The 20,013-nt window shown below is 49.6% G+C and carries 14 protein-coding genes; 11 read left to right on the forward strand and 3 right to left on the reverse strand.

Annotation, left to right across the window (positions count from 1 at the left end):
* Positions 1-228 precede the first annotated feature (228 nt).
* From QNO02_RS02835 to QNO02_RS02875, 9 genes are all read left to right on the forward strand, one after another.
* The gene (locus QNO02_RS02835) at positions 229-1,527 is read left to right on the forward strand and encodes an ABC transporter substrate-binding protein (RefSeq protein ID WP_036672088.1); all 1,299 of its coding nucleotides are present in this window, start codon (positions 229-231) and stop codon (positions 1,525-1,527) included.
* A 434-nt stretch (positions 1,528-1,961) separates the two neighbouring features.
* Complete coding sequence (locus tag QNO02_RS02840) at positions 1,962-2,528, forward strand: TetR/AcrR family transcriptional regulator (RefSeq protein ID WP_036607516.1); 567 nt, start codon at positions 1,962-1,964, stop codon at positions 2,526-2,528.
* 60 nt (positions 2,529-2,588) lie between these two features.
* Complete coding sequence (locus tag QNO02_RS02845; protein ID WP_289391037.1) at positions 2,589-4,580, forward strand: alpha/beta fold hydrolase; 1,992 nt, start codon at positions 2,589-2,591, stop codon at positions 4,578-4,580.
* Positions 4,581-4,677: 97 nt separating this feature from the next.
* Positions 4,678-5,625, forward strand: a complete 948-nt coding sequence (locus QNO02_RS02850) for an aminopeptidase (RefSeq protein ID WP_289391038.1) — start codon at positions 4,678-4,680, stop codon at positions 5,623-5,625.
* A gap of 703 nt (positions 5,626-6,328) precedes the next feature.
* Positions 6,329-6,760 (forward strand): chemotaxis protein CheW, encoded by a 432-nt coding sequence (locus QNO02_RS02855; protein ID WP_017690859.1) that lies wholly within the window; start codon positions 6,329-6,331, stop codon positions 6,758-6,760.
* Positions 6,761-6,987: 227 nt separating this feature from the next.
* On the forward strand, positions 6,988-10,191 hold the full coding sequence (locus QNO02_RS02860) for a DEAD/DEAH box helicase (protein WP_249913037.1): 3,204 nt from the start codon (positions 6,988-6,990) through the stop codon (positions 10,189-10,191).
* A gap of 46 nt (positions 10,192-10,237) precedes the next feature.
* A complete protein-coding gene (locus QNO02_RS02865; RefSeq protein ID WP_289391039.1) occupies positions 10,238-11,050 on the forward strand; it encodes a hypothetical protein in 813 nt (270 codons plus the stop codon).
* Between the two features lie 409 nt (positions 11,051-11,459).
* Complete coding sequence (locus QNO02_RS02870; RefSeq protein WP_289391040.1) at positions 11,460-12,434, forward strand: M15 family metallopeptidase; 975 nt, start codon at positions 11,460-11,462, stop codon at positions 12,432-12,434.
* A 228-nt stretch (positions 12,435-12,662) separates the two neighbouring features.
* On the forward strand, positions 12,663-13,064 hold the full coding sequence (locus QNO02_RS02875) for a RidA family protein (RefSeq protein WP_289391041.1): 402 nt from the start codon (positions 12,663-12,665) through the stop codon (positions 13,062-13,064).
* Positions 13,065-13,681: 617 nt separating this feature from the next.
* On the opposite strand, the gene QNO02_RS02880 is transcribed toward QNO02_RS02875, so the two are convergent.
* Complete coding sequence (locus QNO02_RS02880; protein WP_249913040.1) at positions 13,682-14,746, reverse strand: copper amine oxidase N-terminal domain-containing protein; 1,065 nt, start codon at positions 14,744-14,746, stop codon at positions 13,682-13,684.
* Positions 14,747-14,995: 249 nt separating this feature from the next.
* Between QNO02_RS02880 and QNO02_RS02885 the strand changes: the two genes are divergently transcribed.
* Positions 14,996-15,472: a GNAT family N-acetyltransferase gene (locus QNO02_RS02885; RefSeq protein ID WP_017690853.1), complete on the forward strand. Its 477-nt coding sequence runs from the start codon at positions 14,996-14,998 to the stop codon at positions 15,470-15,472.
* A 47-nt stretch (positions 15,473-15,519) separates the two neighbouring features.
* The gene (locus QNO02_RS02890; RefSeq protein WP_047840275.1) at positions 15,520-16,590 is read left to right on the forward strand and encodes a Gfo/Idh/MocA family protein; all 1,071 of its coding nucleotides are present in this window, start codon (positions 15,520-15,522) and stop codon (positions 16,588-16,590) included.
* A gap of 90 nt (positions 16,591-16,680) precedes the next feature.
* Here the strand turns inward: QNO02_RS02890 and QNO02_RS02895 are convergent, their stop codons facing one another.
* Both QNO02_RS02895 and QNO02_RS02900 read right to left on the reverse strand, forming a co-directional pair.
* Complete coding sequence (locus QNO02_RS02895) at positions 16,681-17,049, reverse strand: hypothetical protein (protein WP_091038319.1); 369 nt, start codon at positions 17,047-17,049, stop codon at positions 16,681-16,683.
* 97 nt (positions 17,050-17,146) lie between these two features.
* Positions 17,147-19,726: a UvrD-helicase domain-containing protein gene (locus tag QNO02_RS02900; RefSeq protein WP_289391042.1), complete on the reverse strand. Its 2,580-nt coding sequence runs from the start codon at positions 19,724-19,726 to the stop codon at positions 17,147-17,149.
* Positions 19,727-20,013: the final 287 nt, after the last annotated feature.

Genomic DNA, 20,013 nt, shown 5'->3' on the forward strand with positions numbered 1-20,013 from the left:
ATTCGGGTGTAAAACGGCGCCTGAGCCTTAAAATTCGACCAAATCGACGAAATAACGTCGCTGTGATTCGTTAGAATGGGAACCTGTGCAAATAGGTGCGAATAACGTGCGCTAGATTCGTTAGATTGAAAACACGTTTCAAGGGAAGGTTATTCGTCATCGGAGTGCCAGTGTAAATATGCATTAGTGGAACTGTTATACTGAAACTACTATAGGGAGAGTGTATGTATGAAAAGAATGACAAAGTTGACGTTGCTTATGCTGATTGCTTTTTCGGTAATGCTCGCGGGTTGTGGCAATGGAGACAAGAGTGGTAGTCCGGTCAACACGGATACTCAAGGTGGCGGCGAGGCTGCTGCTGGAGATAAAACCATTAAAATCTTCCAATTCAAAGTCGAAATTGCGGAAGCGCTCAATCGTCTCAAAGCGGAATATGAATCCTCCCATCCAGGCGTCAAACTGGACATTCAAACTGTAGGTGGCGGCAGTGACTACGGTGCTGCATTAAAAGCCAAGTTTGCCGCTGGCGAACAACCAGACATTTTCAACGTTGGTGGTTATCGTGAATTGGATACATGGCTTGAATATCTGGAAGATCTGTCTGGAGAATCATGGGCCAAGGATGCACTCGAAGTAGCCAAAGAGCCAATGACCAAAGACGGCAAGCTCTACGGACAGCCGCTCGCGCTGGAGGGTTATGGTTTCATTTATAACAAAGACCTCTTCCAAAAAGCAGGTATTACCGAAATTCCAACGACATTGGAACAATTGGATCAAGCTGCACAGAAACTTCAAGCCGCAGGGATTACGCCTTTCTCGAACGGATATCAGGAGTGGTGGGTGCTGGGTAATCATAACGTAAACGTCGCATTTGCAAATCAGGCAGATCCGGTGAAATTCATCCAGGGACTCAACGAAAGTACGGAGAAGATTCCTGGCAACCAAGTGTTCGCCGACTGGATCAACTTGCTCGACTTAACGCTGAAATACAGCAACAAAAACCCGCTGACAACCGACTACAATACGCAAGTTACGTTGTTTGCGAGTGGAGAAGCGGCGATGATGCAGCAAGGGAACTGGACTCAAGTACAGATCGATGGAATTGATCCAGATCTGAATCTGGGTATCCTGCCAATGCCAATTAACAATGAACCAAATGACAAATTGTTTGTCGGTGTGCCAAACTATTGGGTTGTGAACAAGAACTCTCAAGTGAAACCGGAAGCAAAAGAGTTTTTGGAATGGCTCGTAACTTCGGATATTGGGAAACAATACATGACAAAAGAATTCAAATTCATCCCGGCGTTCAGTTCCATCACGGCATCGGAAGAGGATCTGGGTGACCTAGCAACAGAGATCATGAAGTATAGCCAGGAAAATAAAACACTCAGCTGGAACTTCAACCGTTTCCCTGAAGGGGTTCCACAAGAGTATGGCAGCACGATTCAGGCTTACGTTGCAGGCAAATCGGATAAAGCCGGATTGCTCGACGCATTGCAACAGAACTGGGATAGTCTGAAAAAATAATTCGGATCATGGACGGTATCCACAGGTTACCAAAAACTGTTCAGAAATTTTTGGATAGAAAAGTTAGTCTCTCGGATATATAAGTTAATTGAAACGGGCCAACCAGAAATCTTATTCTGGTTGGCCTGTTTTCGTTTTTCCAAGGAGTCAAAAAGTACTCGCTGGAAAAATGATAGATGGGAATATCCCTGAAATGTGGATAACCCGAAAGCAGTTTAACGATCTCATGACGTATTTAACACAGAGTTAATACTATATGTGGATATCCTGTGTGTATAACACTCTAAATGTGGACAAGTATAGAGTAGTTGGAGTAAGAGATCATCTTTTGTTAACAGAAAAACTTGTTTTTATTTAACTAGTACTATATAGTTCTAAATATGACAAATCAAAAAATGAACACGGGACCTGCCAAATCCAAGAGTTCCAATCCGGTGAACCGGACCAAGGCAGTTGAAGTGGCGGCACAATTATTTCTGCGTCAGGGGTACAGCTACGTCAGCATGGATGAAGTCGTGCGAGTGAGTGGGGTATCGAAGTCGAATATTTATTATCATTTTAAAAACAAGGAGGAACTGCTCCAGGCCGTGGTACAATACTGGATTGCCCAATATGAGTCGGAGCTGTATCTGCTGCTCAGTCAGCGTGAGCGAGGAGTGGAGGAGCGTATCTACTCATTTATGGCATTGCTGTCGGCAGGGATTGAGGGCCGAAATTACGAAGGGAGCTGTCCTTTTGTTACGTTATATATGCAGACACCAGACAGTGCACCCCAAGTGAAGGAAAGCATATCCAGATTCTTTCGTGAGCTTAGACCGATGGTGGAGAAGTTGTTTCAGCAAGGTTTGGATCGTGGTGAATTTCGCAAAGAAATTGAACCAGGACCGGCTGCGTTGTTGTTTATTGCAGCACTGGAAGGTTCACTAATCCTAGCGGGAACTGCCCGTGATGTTGGGATTATAGAACAATCGGCACGTACGTTTTGTCAGATGCTTCGTTAATCGAAGCTCTTTTTTTGAATATAACTAGTACTATATAGTACTAAAAGGAGCCGTAACAGAATGATTGTACATACTAACCGTGTATCCAATGAAGTAAACACAGCAGCAAATTCAACAAACATGAATCAGGTAATAAGCAAGTCTGATATTGCAGCCACGACCATTTTTATGACAGGAAGCACAGGTTTTATCGGCAAAGAAACGGTCAAACAACTCACGCAGGGAGGCGTAAAATTGCTCTTGCTGGTTCGTTCGGAACAGCGAGCCATAACTGTGCTGAAGGCTTATGGAGTGAAGGATTTCGACCGAATTACTTTTATTACAGGTGATTTGTCCATGTCGGGTCTTGGCCTTACCCCAGCGGATCGGGAGCGTGCTCTTGAAGCAAATGTGATCATTCATGCGGGAGGAACGATGGACGTCACTTTGGAACGAAAAGTAGCTGAGCAGATATTTATGAACGGGGCCAGAGAAGTCGCACAGCTAGCACAGGAAATCCACCGTACTCATGGATTGAGACACTTTATCCACGTTGTTGGTTATATGAGTCCTTATGGAGAGCGAAATGAACAGGGGAATTATCTACAGGTTGAGCATGTGGATAACAATGAAAGTGCATATGAAGAGATGAAGTTCCATGCCGATCTGCACATTCGCGAGCATGCAGAACAGCATCACTATCCCTTATCCGTTATAAATCCGAGTACAGTGGTTGGACCACGTCCCACAGGTGAAACCGAGCAAACGGGTGGGATTGGACTGCTCATTCAGGCGATTCAGAAAGGACTTATGCCGGTAGTGCCGGGAGGTTCATCCTATTGGTTACCGCTTGTGGAGAATGACATTGTTGCACAGACGCTTGTTTTTCTATCCAGGGAAGCTGCTCCAGTTGGAGGAACTTATCCACTGTTGGCGCGGAAGGAAGACAGTCCCAATATGAAGGAACTGCTGCAACTCTTGGCGCAGCAATTGGACGTACCCAAGCCCAAAGGGGCTGTGCCACTACCATGGATTCAATGGATCATGAAATCAGGTGGTACACGCATCAGTGGTGTTCCAGCGGAGTCGGTTGCTTTTATTACTAACAGGTCATTCCCGGTTGAAGAGACGGAGGCTCTGTTCACACGTATGGGGCAATCCTGGCCGGACATCCGGGAACAGCTTCCGCTGGTTACAGCCGATCTGGATTATCGTCTTCGTTATACGCCGTTACCTGAGGGTTTTCCGACAGATTATACCCGGTCACGGAGCGGAGATATGGCTATGCTTGGTTGGGAGGGTAAGGGAGAGCCTTGGATTATTGTACATGGTCTGCTTCAATCTGCGGATGAGATGTTACCGTTAGGAAAACAGCTTAGGGACCGGACCGGGAACCCGGTATGGTTAATCGATCTCGCTGGATTCGGACGGTCCCCGGTGCATCAGGGGGATGAAGCGTTTGAAGGTCAGGTGGATGCACTGCTTACGGTTCTTGGTGAGTTTGAAGGTCCGGTGAAGCTGGTGGGCCATTCAATAGGGGCTGCTATTGCAGCTGAGGCACAGATGCGTAGCGGGCGCAAAAACATTCGGTTAGGTTTGCTTCAGCCAGTTGCCAACAATTCGAATCCGAATGTGCTAAGATGGGTTTCCCGTTTGCCAAGAGGGGTGATGCGCTCCCTGCTGTCTGGACGATCGGAGAAAAGTTGGAATCAAATGTTCAGTTCATATAGCGGCGTAGGCGACAGCAGTGTTATGGCCCATACCATGGGCAAGAGAATACGCTCCAGTCTCCAGTCCCCTCGCATTGCAGGAGCGCATGCAGACTTGTTGCGCTGGATCCACTCGGGTCAGAGGAAAGGCGCCAGATCAACGTTGTGGGCGAGAATGGAAAGTCAGCATTATGCCAAGAATGTATTAGTTCTATGGGCCAATCAAGATCGGGAATATCACTATCCCCAGGATATGAACTCACAGGTCAAACGGATAGATGTACCCTATGGGCATTACTTTCCGACGTTTCAGTATAAGGAAACAGCTGCAATCCTCGCTGAATGGTCTGATAACGTGAGATGAGTCAGATTCGGTTCGGATATGCAGGAATCCCGTGCAAACTGTCGAAAGGGTCAAGTCGACTCTTGAGAGCTGAACCAAAGACAGGAGAGATGAATGTATGAGCAAGCAACGTGTAGAAATCAGTAAAAATGTGTTAACGGAATGTCTCGGACTGCGCAGCGGAGAGAATCTGGTAGTTGTCGCAGACGATATGAAACGGGATCTGGCTGAATCCATCTATGAGGCAGGCAAAGCACTTGGTGCAGAATCAGTCCTGTTAATCATGGAGGAACGCAGCAGATCTGGAGAAGAGCCACCTGCGCCGATTGCAGAGGCCATGATTCGAGCAGATGTAGCCGTGTGTGTAACGCGATATTCATTAACACATACCCAGGCACGCAAAAAAGCCGCTGCTTCAGGGACCCGAGTGGCAACAATGCCTGGCATTACAGAGGATATGTTTGTGAACGGAGCCATTACAGCTGAATATTCGCAAGTAAAGGCGTTGACCGAGAAGGTAACGGCTCTATTAACCGCAGGTCGCCATGTGCGAATAGAGAAGCAGGGCCATAGTCTTTCCTTTTCCATTGAAGATCGTAACGGTGTACCAAGCACAGGTATGTATTTGAACCCTGGTGAATCGGGCAACTTGCCGTCAGGGGAAGCCTATATTGCTCCCGTTGAGGGCAAGGGCGAGGGCAGTATTGTTGTAGATGGTTCCGTTGCTGGAATTGGGGCACTTCGTGAACCGATGTTATTAACCGTTAGTGAAGGACGGTTGGTGTCAGCTGAAGGACCAGATGGGGCTCAGTTACTGGAAACGCTTGGTGAGGGCGATGGTCGTTTTCTCGGCGAATTCGGGATCGGTACCAATAATAAGGCACGAATCACGGGTGTGGTGCTGGAAGATGAGAAGGTGTACGGCACAATTCATGTGGCCTTTGGCAGCAATAACACATTTGGTGGAACGATTGCCGCGGGTGTTCATATTGATGCAGTTGTACAAAAGCCGGACGTGTACATCGATGACAGGCTGATCATGCGTCAGGGTGAATTGATCGAATAACTACAGCGAAGGAAATTGGGCATGTCCACAACGTGTCCACAGTAATGGATAACTGAAGCGAAAATTCAGATTTTACGTCAGATTTACAAACAAATACACAACATGTCCACATTAAATTAATGAATATCCACATGAAACGCCAAAGATATCCACAACATGTGTGCAATATGTGCACAACTTATCCACAAATCAGGTATAACTCGTGTTTTCATCCGATAAAACAGTTGTTTTGGAGTAATAAAACAAGTTATCCACAGGAGTATCGCTTTTTTGTTCCAAGTATTTGAAAACATAGAAACAGATCCATAATATATGGGGAAAAAAAGACCAAAAATCGGCATAAAGCTGATCTTTGGTCTTTTTTTGAATATAATTTTTCAATCCAATGTCAGGTTACTTACGCTCAATACTAAAACGACTGACTTCCACCACCCTCCATAATAAGGCAAATGAGCAGAGCGGAGACAGCAACCGTAATGCAACGTCTGTTGAAGTTGGCAAAATTGCTCTGAAGCCTAAACATTTGATCAAAAATAACCGATACACCAAAGTAACATCTAATCGGACGAAAGTACCTGTGGTGACTTGGTGAATGCGAACCACAAGCAGGTCACTTAGCCAAAATAAAGTGCTCTTCTTATGGTTTTGTTTTTATATTTTATAATGATCTGATTATACGGAATGAGAGGATATGGGGATAACTATGGACGAGGGAATGCAATATATTAATTTTTCGGTAGGAGACCAGATCTTTGCACTACGAATTGATGAAGTTCATGAGATCATCAGAATGGTGCAGGTGACAACGGTCCCGTTTGGAAGCCCGGAGATCAGAGGTTTTGCTTCGTTGTACGGTAAGGTCGTTTCGGTGGTGAGTCTTCGAGTATTGTTAGGCATGCCGGACCAGGAGGATACTTCTTCTACACGTATTATTGTGGTGCCTTACAAAGGTGGATTCGTGCCGTTGATCGTAGATATGGTCGATTCTGTCGTAAGTTACGATCGTTTCGAGGAACCAGCTGAGGAACACCGCCGTTTCATGCTTGGCGTTTTTGACAAAATCGGGTTCTGTGAAGATCATCGTGCGGGTATTTTGAACCTGGATGTATTACTGGGCAGCTTGATCAGATCATAGTAGTATAACGATCCGTAATTCTTTCAATATTCAGTACAATCCTTCGGTTTACCCAAATGTTCCTCATCCGCTTTTCGGGAGAAGGGACATTTTTTTGTGTTGCTAGGGCGTTTTCAGACACGCCCTAACCATCGAAATAACCACTTTTTATGGGCAAAGGTTTTTAAATCCGGTCATTTTCGTATATGATGGAGAGTAACAATGCGAAGGGATGACGGGAGACTTTAATGATGCAATCGCTGTATGGAGTATGGCTTGGTGACGTATTTTTTTGTTTTTCCGGTGAAACATCGGAACCACGTGTGGATGCATGGAGCCACGTGGTAAGAAGGTTGAATTTTGGCGACGGGGGTCGTCTGTTTCAGCCTGCCGCTCTGCGTCTTGCGGAGCTGCGCTGGCCGAATCCGCTGAGGAACACGGCTGAGGCGAAGAACACGAAGCGGCGTCAGCTGCTGGGGCGCACATTGGAAGGATTGGCAGTCTCGCCTAAGGATGCCTTCAGGTTGCTGCTGCAATGGGATGACCGTTTGTTAAATGCAGCCGGAATTCAGGTTGGAGAAGAGATGCGTTACTGGATCAAAGCAGCGCAGTTCACACAGGAGCTGCTGTTGCGGGGAGCAATTGCTCCATCGGCTGAATTCGCAGCAAAGACCGGAGCACGGCGACGGACCGGGCAAGAGACATTAACAGGTGTATGGCGGCCACGCTTGCAGCAGGAGGAGGACATCGAACGCTTCCGCGATCTTGCAGAAGCGATGCCTCCAATTGGATTGGCTGCTCCTGGAGCTTATGCTTCATTGGAACCGGAAACGCGTGAAGAAGCAGGGGCTGCGGTATTATTTTCATTCATGAGTGGCATGATTCATGCTGTAGTGACAAGTGAACTGGAGGGCATGGACAGTGAACTGTCCCGTTATCGCACCCCATATCGACGCGGATCTTCGCCAGTAGCCGAACTCTGGTGGAACAGTCTGATCTCGATGTTCCGTCCTGTGACGGTGCAAGGGCCGACGGACGATATGACAGCGTTTATTCATACGCTGCAAGAAGTTGGTGGAACGTCTATGCCAATCGTGGGAGCAGAAGAGATGGCGCCTGCTGAAGGCCAATTGAAGCTGGTGCTCCGCTTGGAGCCTCCACTGGGCGAACATGAAACGATATGGGGAATAAGCTTTTGGGTGGACAGTGAGCAGGAACCAAGCCTGAGGTTGCCTGCACGGACCATCTGGGCACATCCGGAGCGAGATCTGGACCGAGGTAAGGTGTTATATACCTCGGCGGCAGAGCAATTATTGATGGCACTCGGGCAAGCAGCAGAACTGGCACCTGAATTGGAGACGGCGCTGCTTACCGCTCGCCCAGAGGAAATTAAGCTGGAGCAGCAGGGTTTCTTCGAATTTCTCACGCATGCAGTTCCACGTTTGCAGAAGGCTGGGATAACCGTTCTCATGCCTTCAAGGTGGAGTCGTGCCGGGAAACGTCGTGCGGGACTGCGTCTGCAGATGTTGAATAGGGGAACAGAACGGTTGCCTGGAGCCACATCGGCACTGGGCATGGAACAATTGGTTGCTTTCAAAGCGGAGCCTATGCTGGATGGTAAACCGGTCACGGCGGAGGAACTGGCAGCATTGGCTGAATCCACAGTTCCGTATGTCATGTTCCGTGGTGAATGGATTGAAGTGGATACAAAAGAGATTCGCCAAGTCCTGCGTTATATGAAAAAAGAAGAAGAACAATACATGCCTCTCTCCGAATGGCTGCATCTGGCAGCGGATGAAGGGGAGGATTCCGCATGGAAGGGTCTTTCCGTCTTTGGTGCCGAATCTGATGGGATGCTTGCTTTCCTGCTCGATGGACAGGTGCTTCGCAGCATTGAGCCTCGTCAGGTTCCGGCAGAATTGCATGGTGAACTAAGACCTTATCAGGAACGAGGATACCAATGGTTATCCGCCATGCGCGAGTTGGGCTTTGGCGTATGTCTCGCGGACGATATGGGACTTGGGAAGACGATTCAGGTAATTACCTGTCTGCTGGACCGCAAACACGAGGAACGCCAGGCGGCTGAAGAGGAAGCCCGCGAGAATGAGCTGCTGAATGGATCAGATGATTCTTTCCCGGCGGATCAGCACACGAATGAGCAGCCTGTTCATCTGCCTGCACTTATTGTGTGCCCTACCTCGCTGCTTGGAAACTGGCAGCGTGAGCTGAAGCGGTTTGCCCCGGATCTGTCGCTATATATTCATCATGGCGGACAACGGTTGCACGGGAATGATTTTCAGGCAGAAGCGCAGACGCATGACATTGTACTGACGACCTATCATCTGGCAGGCAGAGATGGCCCGGATCTGGCTTCATTGCACTGGTCCACCATTGTGCTGGATGAGGCACAATATATTAAGAACTACCGTACCAAGCAAGCGCAAAGCGTAATGCGCTTGTCTACACTTCATCGTATTGCGATGACGGGAACGCCTGTAGAGAACCGACTGAGCGAACTTTGGTCGATTTTCCAGTTTCTCAATCCGGGGTATCTGGGCACAGCTTCATCGTTCCGCCAGCGGTATACGGGACTGGGGCCATCCGAAGAAAATGCAGCATCCTTGCGTGAGCTTCATCGACTGGTATCTCCATTCATGCTGCGCAGGCTGAAAAGTGATCCGGATATTCGCAAGGATCTGCCAGAGAAGCTTGAACTGAAATCCTATTGTTCCCTAACACCGGAGCAGACGGTGTTGTACCAGCGTGTGGTGGATGATCTGATGGGTGGTCTGGACGGCAGAAATGGCATTGCCCGCAAAGGGATTGTTCTGTCCTCCCTGACCAAGCTCAAGCAGATCTGTGATCATCCGGTGCTGGCGGACAGTAATCGGAAAGATCACGGCAAGGCTGAGGCATCTGGTAAGATGGAAAGATTGCTTGAACTGCTGGACGCCATCCGTGATAACGGGGAATCGGCTCTGATCTTCACGCAGTATGTTGCTATGGGAGATCTGCTGGTATCGAGGTTGAAACAGCGATATGAGGAAGAACCGTATTTCCTGCATGGTGGTGTGTCGAAGGCGCAAAGAGATGATATGGTGGAGACTTTCCAAAAAGGAGAGGGGCCGTCCATGTTTGTTCTATCTCTTCGTGCCGGAGGTGTGGGTCTGAATCTGACACGGGCGAGTCATGTCGTTCACTATGATCGGTGGTGGAATCCCGCAGTTGAGAATCAGGCAACGGACCGTGTATTCCGAATCGGGCAGAATCGCAATGTGCAGGTGCATAAGTTGATCTGTCAGGGAACACTGGAGGAACGGATTGATGAGCTGATCGAAAGCAAGAAGGCACTCTCCGAGCAGGTCGTCGGTTCAGGTGAGAACTGGCTGACAGAGATGTCGGATGATGAGCTGCGTGGCCTAATCTCACTTCAGGGTGAGACGTGGCTGTGACCTTGAACATTCAGAGGAATATAGATGTTGAGAAAGGGGGATTGTTGTGAGCGAAAAATGGAAGATCGAGCTGCATATGTCCCCCGGTGGATGGACAGCAGAAGTCAATACAGCAGCGGATGCGGATCAGGAAGTTTCCGTTTCCGCTTCCGCTGCTGAGGGCAAGACCGGATCAGCCGCAGGCATGTTCACGGTCACGGCAACGCCTGCGCGACTGAGCGAGGCCCAGCGCGAGGCTGTACTGGCTCAGCTGCGCAAGCGCCCGCTGACGCTGTACGCCCTGCTGCGCGGCGGCCCGGCGTCCGAGGAACTTGCCGGGCTGTTGCCGGCTGCGCAAGCGCCCGATGGCTCGCCAGGCGCAGCAACGGCCAGCGCGGCCGTGGCGTGCACCTGCGGCCGCACTGGCTGCGCGCATGCCGCGGCCGCTGAGCGCGCTGTAGCCGCGCGCCTCGCGGCCGAGCCGCTGTTGCAGCTGGCGCACGCCGGCCTGCCGCGCGAAGCGCTGCTCGCCGGCGTGCTGGGGGCATGGGCGGAGGAACTCGCCCATGATCCCAGCGGCACCGGCCGCGCAGCGGAAACGGCGGGCCGCCCGCAAGTGCGGGGCGGCGAAGGCGGCGCGGCCGTCGGCGAGTGGATCGCCGAGGCAGCCGCGGACGGCGCCATGCACCAGCCAGGGCCGGGTTTTGGCGCCGTTGAGGTGCGCCTCGCGCAGCCAGGCAAGCCGCCGGCGTTGCCGGAGCTGACGGCGCTGCTGCCGGGCGTGCCGGCCACCGCAGGGCTGGATTTGATCCGCGAGCGTGTAGCCGCGCGGATGTGGCAGGCTGTCCAGAAGAAGACGGACAGCCCGGCAACCAAATGATGCACCCATCAGAGCGGGGGAGATCTCAGATCACCCCTGCTTGTTTTTATTGCAGCATGTTGCATTATTCGATTTAATTCATTTCCCGGTACAAGATGAATTTTGTCTTTATCCAACAATGCCAATGCTCATTAGTAAAGTGCATCTCGGTATAATCGCTTTTTTGCATATTGGATATATGAAGGCATATTCCCACTTCACTTCTATTTGTGTACAGCACGGGGATGTTGCTCTAAAAGTCCAAAAAACGATCATACAGGCTGTACAGCCCGTATATGTTCATTCGGATCTCTTCTAAAGGAGGTCTTTACCGGTGGAGCTTCGCTCCCAATTAAGGTATACTGTCGCAGGGAACACTGCACGCAAGAGAACTATATAACATTTATTTTATTGCGATAGGAGTTTTTACATGAAATCAACTACAGGAAGACAGCGCCGCATGGTGGTTATGCTGTCCTCATTGATGATATGCGGAGCATTGCTTGCCGCGTGCCAGAACGGTTCAGGCACAGAGGAGAGCCAGAATCCGAATGGAACAGGTAACACACAACAGGAGACGGACGGCACAACGGTTCATTTTACGGAGGATAAAGGAACGGATGGCGACAATGCTGGCGGCGATGACACATCATCTTCTGGCAACAGCGGTGAAGGCACGGATAGCGAGTCTGGGAATGCTTCAGCGGGCGAAGGGCAGGGCTCTTCGGACAATGGTAACGGGGCGACAGCGGAAGATCCATTGCTGGAGAAACGCAGTATCAGCGCACTGCAAACGACAATTGATGCAAAATCCGTGGTGACCAATGCCGAGTCTATGACCGTTATTGTGAACAAGCAACGGAGTCTGCCTGACGGTTACGAGCCGGACGATCTGGTAGAGCCGAATGTACCGTTCTCCTTCGACGAACCACACGAGAAGCGGCATATGCGCAAGGAAGCAGCCGAGGCACTGGAGAAGTTGTTTGCAGGTGCAAAAGCGGATGGCATTGAGCTTCGTGCGGTGTCCGGTTATCGTTCATATCAGCGTCAGGTATCCATCTATAACAATAATGTCAAAACCAAAGGTCAAGAATACACGGATCGCGTGAGCTCTGTGCCAGGCCGAAGCGAACATCAGACGGGTCTTGCCATTGATGTATCCAGCCCGAGTGTGGGCAATGTGCTGGAAGAGGTATTTGGCACATCGAAGGAAGGTCAGTGGCTGGCTGAACACGCTGCAGAATACGGATATGTCATCCGTTATCTGAAAGGTGAAGAAGATACCACAGGTTACGTCTATGAGCCTTGGCATATTCGGTACATCGGTACCGATTTGGCACCGGATGTGGCGAAGAGTGGGTTAACTCTGGAAGAATACTTCGATGAGGCTAATATCAAGTTGTAATTTGGATGTTTCATCCTTAAAGAAAAGATACTAATTCTCATAAATCCCCGAATGAACCGTCCTTGATCTAACCAATGGGCAGTCATTTAGGGGATTTTTTTCTGTGCAAAAATGTTAATGGAGTTAAGATAGAATTAAACTTGATTCCATTGTCCGAGATGATGGGAGACTGATATAATTCATGTTTAATCCGAAGAAACAAATTCAACCAAAGCGAGGGACAAGAGAATGAGCAGACAGCAGGTATTTACCGGCTCCCCATGGGAACCGTTGGTGGGATATTGCCGTGCCATCCGTGTAGGTAAGCGAATTGAAGTGGCGGGTACAACCGCGATGCAAGATGGTGTAGTTGTTGGGGCAGGTGATCCGTATGCACAGACAAGGTTCGTTTTGCAGACGATCGAGAATGCACTGAAAGAACTGGGGGCGGACATGTCGCATGTGGTGAGAACCCGGATGTTTGTGACCGATATCTCCAGATGGGAGGAAGTTGGCAAGGCGCACGGTGAATTTTTTGGACAGATCCAGCCTGTAGCCACCATGGTTGAAGTTAGCGCACTCATTGATCCCTTGTTGATGGTTGAGATTGAAGTGGAAGCGATTGTTGAAGATGAAGTCACAGCCGATTGATTCTGACGGTTATCCGGATGATTTCTAAGGAACCCAGGACGTCTTATTTGGCGATCAGGTCCTCTTTCTAAAATGTAAGGAACATCAGACACGTTATTTCCCAAATTACTCTGATAAAAATGCTATAAACAGCTATTTATTCAAATTAGCGTGCCTGAGATTCCTTAGATTTCTGCGGGTACTTCAAATCCTTGAATAAGACACCTCAGATTCGTTAGCGTTAACTCCGCTTGCTCTTACATTCAGTATGCAACTTATTTCGTATGCAGCGCACATCGCACGTGTCTGCTCCGGACAAGTTTCAGGTACGCTTCGCTTTGAGCAAGTTTGAAGACACAATCTAAAAACTAAAAACTAAAAACCAACAAACCCAAAAAAATAACCTTACCCGTGCTTGTCAGAAGACAAGCGGATAAGGTTATTTTGAATTTACTTCGCCGCCTGGCCGCACGGCTGAGCTCTTGATGCGCCAAACTCATTACACCGCGCGCCAGGAGCTACATGCGGATTGCTGGTCATTATGATGCTCCACACTCATAACCCCGTGCTAAGCGATGCACACGGTCGTCTGCAACAACATGTAACATGTGTTTCAGCCAGACGTTTTTCCAATCGTGCTATTTCGCTTCCAGCTCTGCTGCAGGTGTTTCAACAACCACTTTCCAAGCTGTTCCGATCGGAGGCAGGCTGCGTGTCAACACAGGGCTGTAGAACCCAATGACTTTAGCGCCTTTGGTCAGTTCTTCGGCTTTCACCGTTTCACCTTCGTGGTTCACGATCATCGTGTCTTTAGCAATGTTCAGCACGACATGGTCAGGAGCTGTTTCTGTTAAGCGTGTACCTGTAATCTCAATCTGTGAGATGCTGCCTTCAGCTGTTGTTACATTTTCAATCGTACCCGCTGTCCCCAGAACGTCTTTCAATTGTGATTCCGCAGCGTCATCCAGTACAGTGACTTTGTAAGTCGGCGTTTGTGGTGGCAGACTGCGGGTGGTGATCAGGGAATGTTCAGCTTCCACGTTCATGCCAATGGCCAGATCAGTCAGTGCAATCTCTTTCCCTTCAACTGAGATGAATTTCGTCTCATCGCTCAGATTGAGCACAATACCATCCGTACCTGCACCGCCAATCTGGATGGACTTATATTTATCTTGGTTCGAGATTCTGGTAATTACACCACGTTCAGTAACCGTCTTCACGTCCTCTTCACTGGTGATCGTCACCTGATTTCCTGTTGTGTTCACTTGTCCATGCAGTGCTTTTTCTGCAAAAGAAACCGGTACATACAATTTGCCGCCTGTGATTTCGGGCGCTGTACCCAGCGTGAGCAGCATTTTATTCACGGAATATTGATCCTTGCCTGTGATTACCTGTGTCCAGAGAGCACCACGAGTCAGCTCTGCAGTTTTAGTTTCTTTATTCCATTCCAGTTCAATACCCAGTGCGTCGGTAAGATCACGCAGCGGGATCATGGCTACTTTGCCATCTTTGTTCCAATAACCATCAGAAATGGTTGCACCATTCACGGATACGTTTACTACACTCACTGCGTTACTATCTGCTGAAACGGATGTTTGATGGACTGGTTGTGTGTTGTCCAGTGTTGCTGCATAAGCGGCTCCACCACCCAATGCCATGGATAGGGCCATCAGTGCACTTACTTTTTTCATGTTGTTGTTCATCAATATTCATCCCTTCTAATCTGTGTACTGACGCGGTAAAATCTTCCTTAGGGCCGCGCTTCAAGTTAATAGACGGGACAAATCGTCTAAGTGTTGCAGTTGAAATGCAATGAATGTAAGCGGTAGATTATTTTAAATTAGAAATATCGCTTGTATTGCAGGTTATCCGCAGCAGGATCAGGTTAATTTCAGGTAAGTGGCCAAACCTTTGTCCTATTTCACATTCAAGTACGAGGAGGAACGGATTAGATGAGTGATATGTTGGTAGCGCTCTATCGTTTACCGGAGCAAGAGAGTGGACTGAGAGCGTTGGAGGAATCCTCCATTGTGATTCGAAGAGCCATTGCCCCAGAGAAACAGCTTGTACTGGATTGGGTGAGGTCACATTTTAGTCAGGCTTGGGTGGATGAATGTGAGGTCGCTTTTGCGCGTCAGCCGGTGTCCTGTTATATTGCGGTTGAACATGGGAAAATGATTGGATTTGCCTGTTACGAAGCGACGTGTCGCAACTTCTTCGGACCGACAGGTGTGAGCCAGGATGCACGGGGCAAAGGTGTAGGCACAGCCCTGTTACTGGCCTGTATGCATGCGATGAAGGCGGACGGTTACGGGTATGCGATTATCGGATCAGCGGGACCTGTGGATTTCTATGCCCGGACGCTGGGTGCCGTGAAGATTGAAAATTCAACGCCGGGTATTTACGAAGGCATGCTGCGGGCAGACTAGACGATAATGATGTTGTGGAAGTTGTGGAAAAGGAAGGGAGGACGATGATGAGCACGAAACAAATGTTACACATCGGAATGATCGGTACAGGATCAATTTCGGATCTTCATATGAGGTGTTATGCCAAAAACGAGGATGCCGTCATCTATGCCATCTGTGATCTGAACGAAGAGCGGGCTAAAGCTGCTGCGCAGAAGTATGATGCTCAATCCGTATACACTGATTATCGGGAGATGCTGGAGGACCCGCATGTGGATGCTGTCAGTATCTGTACCTGGAATAATACACATGCGGAATTTGCCATTGCTGCACTGGAGGCAGGCAAGCATGTATTGCTTGAGAAACCGGTGGCAACCAATGTGGAAGATGCGCTACGGATTGAAGAAGCGGTGAAGAAGAGTGGACGTACCTTTATCGTTGGATTTGTGCGTCGATATGATAACAATATGCAGATGATGCGCAGATTCATTGATGCCGGGGAGTTTGGTGAACTGTATTATGCCAAAGCTTCCATTCTGCGGCGTCATGGCAATCCAGGCGGTTGGTTTGCTGACAAAAGCCGTTCCGGCGGCGGCCCCCTGATTGATCTCGGCGTACATATTATCGACCAATGTTGGTACCTCATGGGCAGGCCGAAACCTGTTTCGGTCAGTGGTAATACGTATCGGAAGTTGGGCAATCGTGCCCATATCGAACATCTTTCTTTTTACAAAGCAGCCGACTACAGCGCAGCTGTGAATGACGTGGAAGATATGGCGAATGCACTTATTCGGTTTGAAAACGGGGCTTCGCTGGCGGTAGATGTGAGCTTTACCCTGCATGCACGCGGAGATGAATCTTCTGTGAAATTATACGGCGAGCGTGGTGGGTTCGAACTGGAGCCGGAGACACTGATCGTCACGGAGAAAAATAATACCATCCTGAATATTGAACCCCAGACGGACAATACGGGTCTCCATATTCATAGTGCATTCCAGAACCAGATTGACCACTTTGTGGATTGTTGTCTGAACGGTACAGAGCCGATCAGCCCAATTGCGGATGGTGTGGCTTCCACGCGCATGTTGTGCGGAATCTACGAATCCGCTGAGAAAGGGCAGGAGATTCGTCTGGATTGAGTTCATTTTACATGGCAGTTGTCCTTCATCATATTAAAAAGCATGCGTCTTCCGCGTGATCTGCGGTTACGCATGCTTTTTGGCATCAGGTCATTTATTCAGTGGTGAATTCTCGTACCCAGGGTCATCATAATCCGTATCCTGCAGCCTTGGAAGCACGTTCATGCTCTCAATTGCCTGCCGGGTATCCGGCGTGCCATGGTCATACAGAAAGGTATACAGCAAGGTCATGCCATCTGAAAATTGCTCTGTTGCCTCATCGTGGTCTGCTGATTTGTAGGGTACGGGAGCCCGTTGCAATGTATAGGCATCGTCATCCTCCAGCACCTTCATCAGATCTTTTAATCGGCCCAACTGTTCGTCATCCACCAACACCTCAAAGGGTGTAGATTCGTTCTTTGTTTGCTCAATAAGATTATGTGTTACCGATACATACAGCTGTTGTTTGCCGTCCTGCATAATCCAACCCCCATTCTGAAATGGAAAAAAGACGCTTCTACTGTTAATAAACAGCAAAAAGCGCCCTGAAACGAGCTATAACGGTATCCCGTTTCGTTTATTTCCCAAATCTCCCCGTTACGGGCACCTGGCGGGTACTGGCCTCCATCGATCCTGAACACAGGGGACAGGCGGGAGGGCCTGATGATGCCTTCTTGGTTGCTTTAGAAGGTACAGCCGGCTTCTGTCTTAGCCACGCTTTACAGGTGGATGAACTGCATTTCCAGACCGCAACGGTCTCCGTACGCTCAGTATTACCTGAACCTGAAGTGTACGACTGTGAACTGGAGGAACTCGCAGCTGTCGGTCTCACACCAGTGGTGCTGAACGCCTTATGGTTGCGAATTTCACCACTGCCACGCCGTTCACCGAGGCGATCCTCATCACGTTCGTTGTGGACCTCGAAGTACCGACGGTCACTGTGACTGATGGCTCGGCGCTGTGCCACATCCCGACCTTCGGAACGGGCACCCGAGCCAGAGCGAGCATACTGTCCATTACCTTTCCCATATGAAGTCTGGCCGCTCGTCCGGCTCTCCTCACGAGGTTTACGTTTGTCCGGAACTTCCATGCCGAAGGCTTCAAGCAGGAAGCGGGACACATCCGCTGGCTTTCCGTGATGGCTCGCCGGTGAGGTAACGTACAAGTACTGCTTGGCCCGTGTGATGGCAACATAGGCGAGCCTGCGTTCTTCCTCCAGTGCCATGTCCAGTTCGGCGTCTGTCTGTTGCACAGCAAGCGCAGCTTTCTGATCCTCGGGGATATCCTGGCGTAGTGCGGTACTGTGGGGCACAATGCCTTCACTGGCTCCGATCCAGTACACACAAGGGAACTCCAGTCCTTTGGCCCGGTGAATGGTCATCAGCTGCACTGCGTCACTGTCCTGTGCGCGGCGCAGAGATTCCATCTCACGGTGTCTGCGGGAGAGCTCATCCGCGAATTGGATGAACTCTTCTACGGTTTCGAATTTTTTGACGGCAGCTTCAAATTCATCCAGGGTTTCCAGCATCGTTTCCTTATAATGGGTGAAGATGCTGGGATCACCACTTTCCATATACTTGTCGTAGAACTGCCTGCGCATCTCCTGAATGGCGATGATGGGTTTTAGTTTGTGCAGTGATTTGATCAGCTTGATGCGTTCCTTGACCTGTTCCTGCTGGAACGGTTTCAGCTTGTCCCATTTCACCAGATGAATGAGCGGATATTTCTTCGCCTGTTGTTGTTCACAGCGCTGAATCCACTCCAGCCCTGCATCCCGTGATACATAGAGCGGTCCCAATGCACTGGGGAGAGCATCCATGGCACGTGGATCAAGGGACAGACGCAGATGATCCATCAGGGGTCTGATGAGAGACTGGTCATAGAACACCGGAGAAGCACCATGCTGTACAAAAGGTACATCTTTCAACACAAGCTGCTCGAATACAGCCCGGCTGCTGCTTGCTGTCCGGTGAAGAATCGCAATATCACGATAGGTGTGTTGTCCTTCTTCAACCTGTTGACACAGCTGGTTTACGACCCATGCCGCTTCTTCCTCCGCATTGGATGGTGTGGCGAAACGGGGCGCATCGCCGCGGTTTCCGGCGGCACGCAGCCGTTTGTCACGTCTGCGTTTATTGCGGGCGACCAGTTCACTTCCGAGTCCCAGAATGCGTGCATCACTACGATAATTGATATCCAGCGTCACAATGCGTGCACCGGGGTATACTTTATCGAATTCCAAAATCGATTCCTGGCGTGCGCCATTAAAGGTATAGATCGTCTGGTCATCGTCTCCCACAACCATCAGGTTGCGGTGAGCGGAAGCCAGTTTTTGCACAATTTCATACTGTAGGTGGTTGGTATCCTGGAACTCATCTACCATAATGTACTGAAAACGCTTCTGAAGCGGCCCCAGAACAGCAGGGTCACGAAGCAGGGCGGCTGCCCGCAGTAAAATATCATCAAAATCCATTTTGCCCCGATCCTGTTTCCAGGCTTCGTAACCTAGCAGAACACGCTTGGCATCGCGTTCTTCCTGCGATTTTTCAGGCAGGTCGGTTGTTTCCGATCCTTGCATCTTCCATGCGGACAGCATGGCCAGCAGACTTTCAGGCTGGAAGGCTTCACTCATGCCATTTTGGCGAAGAAGCATCTTCAGAACCGTATGCTGAGCCCGCGACTCGCCAAAGATCTCTTCCTGCATACCGTAATGACGCAATAATGTCAGGGCAAAAGAGTGAAAGGTACGAGCCTGCACGGCTCTCGCGGCTGCCGGGCGTATACCTGGCAAAGCCGCGATCCGGTCTTTCATCTCGGTGGCGGCCTTGTTCGTGAACGTCACCAGTAGGATACTGCCAGCATGTACGCCGCTGACTTCTATGAGGTAGCCAGCTCTTGCAGCCAGCACAGTTGTTTTGCCACAACCGGCTCCGGCGAGCGTCAGAATCGGTCCTCTGCCGTGACGGACTGCCGAGATTTGTGGTGCGTTTAACTTGATGCCTGCCTCTTCCAGAGAACGAAAATAAAAGGCATCCTGTTGCTCATTACCCACGAGTTGCCGACTGGTCTCCAGCGGAGCAGACGGGGACTGGGGCAGGGACGCCGCCGGGGTAACCCCGAGCGGACGGGGGTAGAACGTTGAGTTCGGACTTAACATGTTTCATCCACCTCTGTATGCATTCAGGGATAGGAATATCCCGGTTAAAAGTAAACCATTTGCCCTTTTCACAATCGCATTGTAAATTGGTATGATAGAGTTAGTTGCCTAATCAGGCGGTTAAGTATGGTCAAAGCTTCATTATACCCGAACATATGGTCTTGACGAAAGCCCCCGATTTCATCCAGTATCGGTATAAAACGGGCACCTGCACGAGATTACGCAACTTTTTGGCATGATATCGTATAAGTTATAAGCCTGAGCATTTTGCATGAAGGATGTAATAT

Origin of the sequence: Paenibacillus sp. PK1-4R (genome assembly GCF_030369595.1) — a bacterium.
GTDB lineage: Bacteria > Bacillota > Bacilli > Paenibacillales > Paenibacillaceae > Paenibacillus.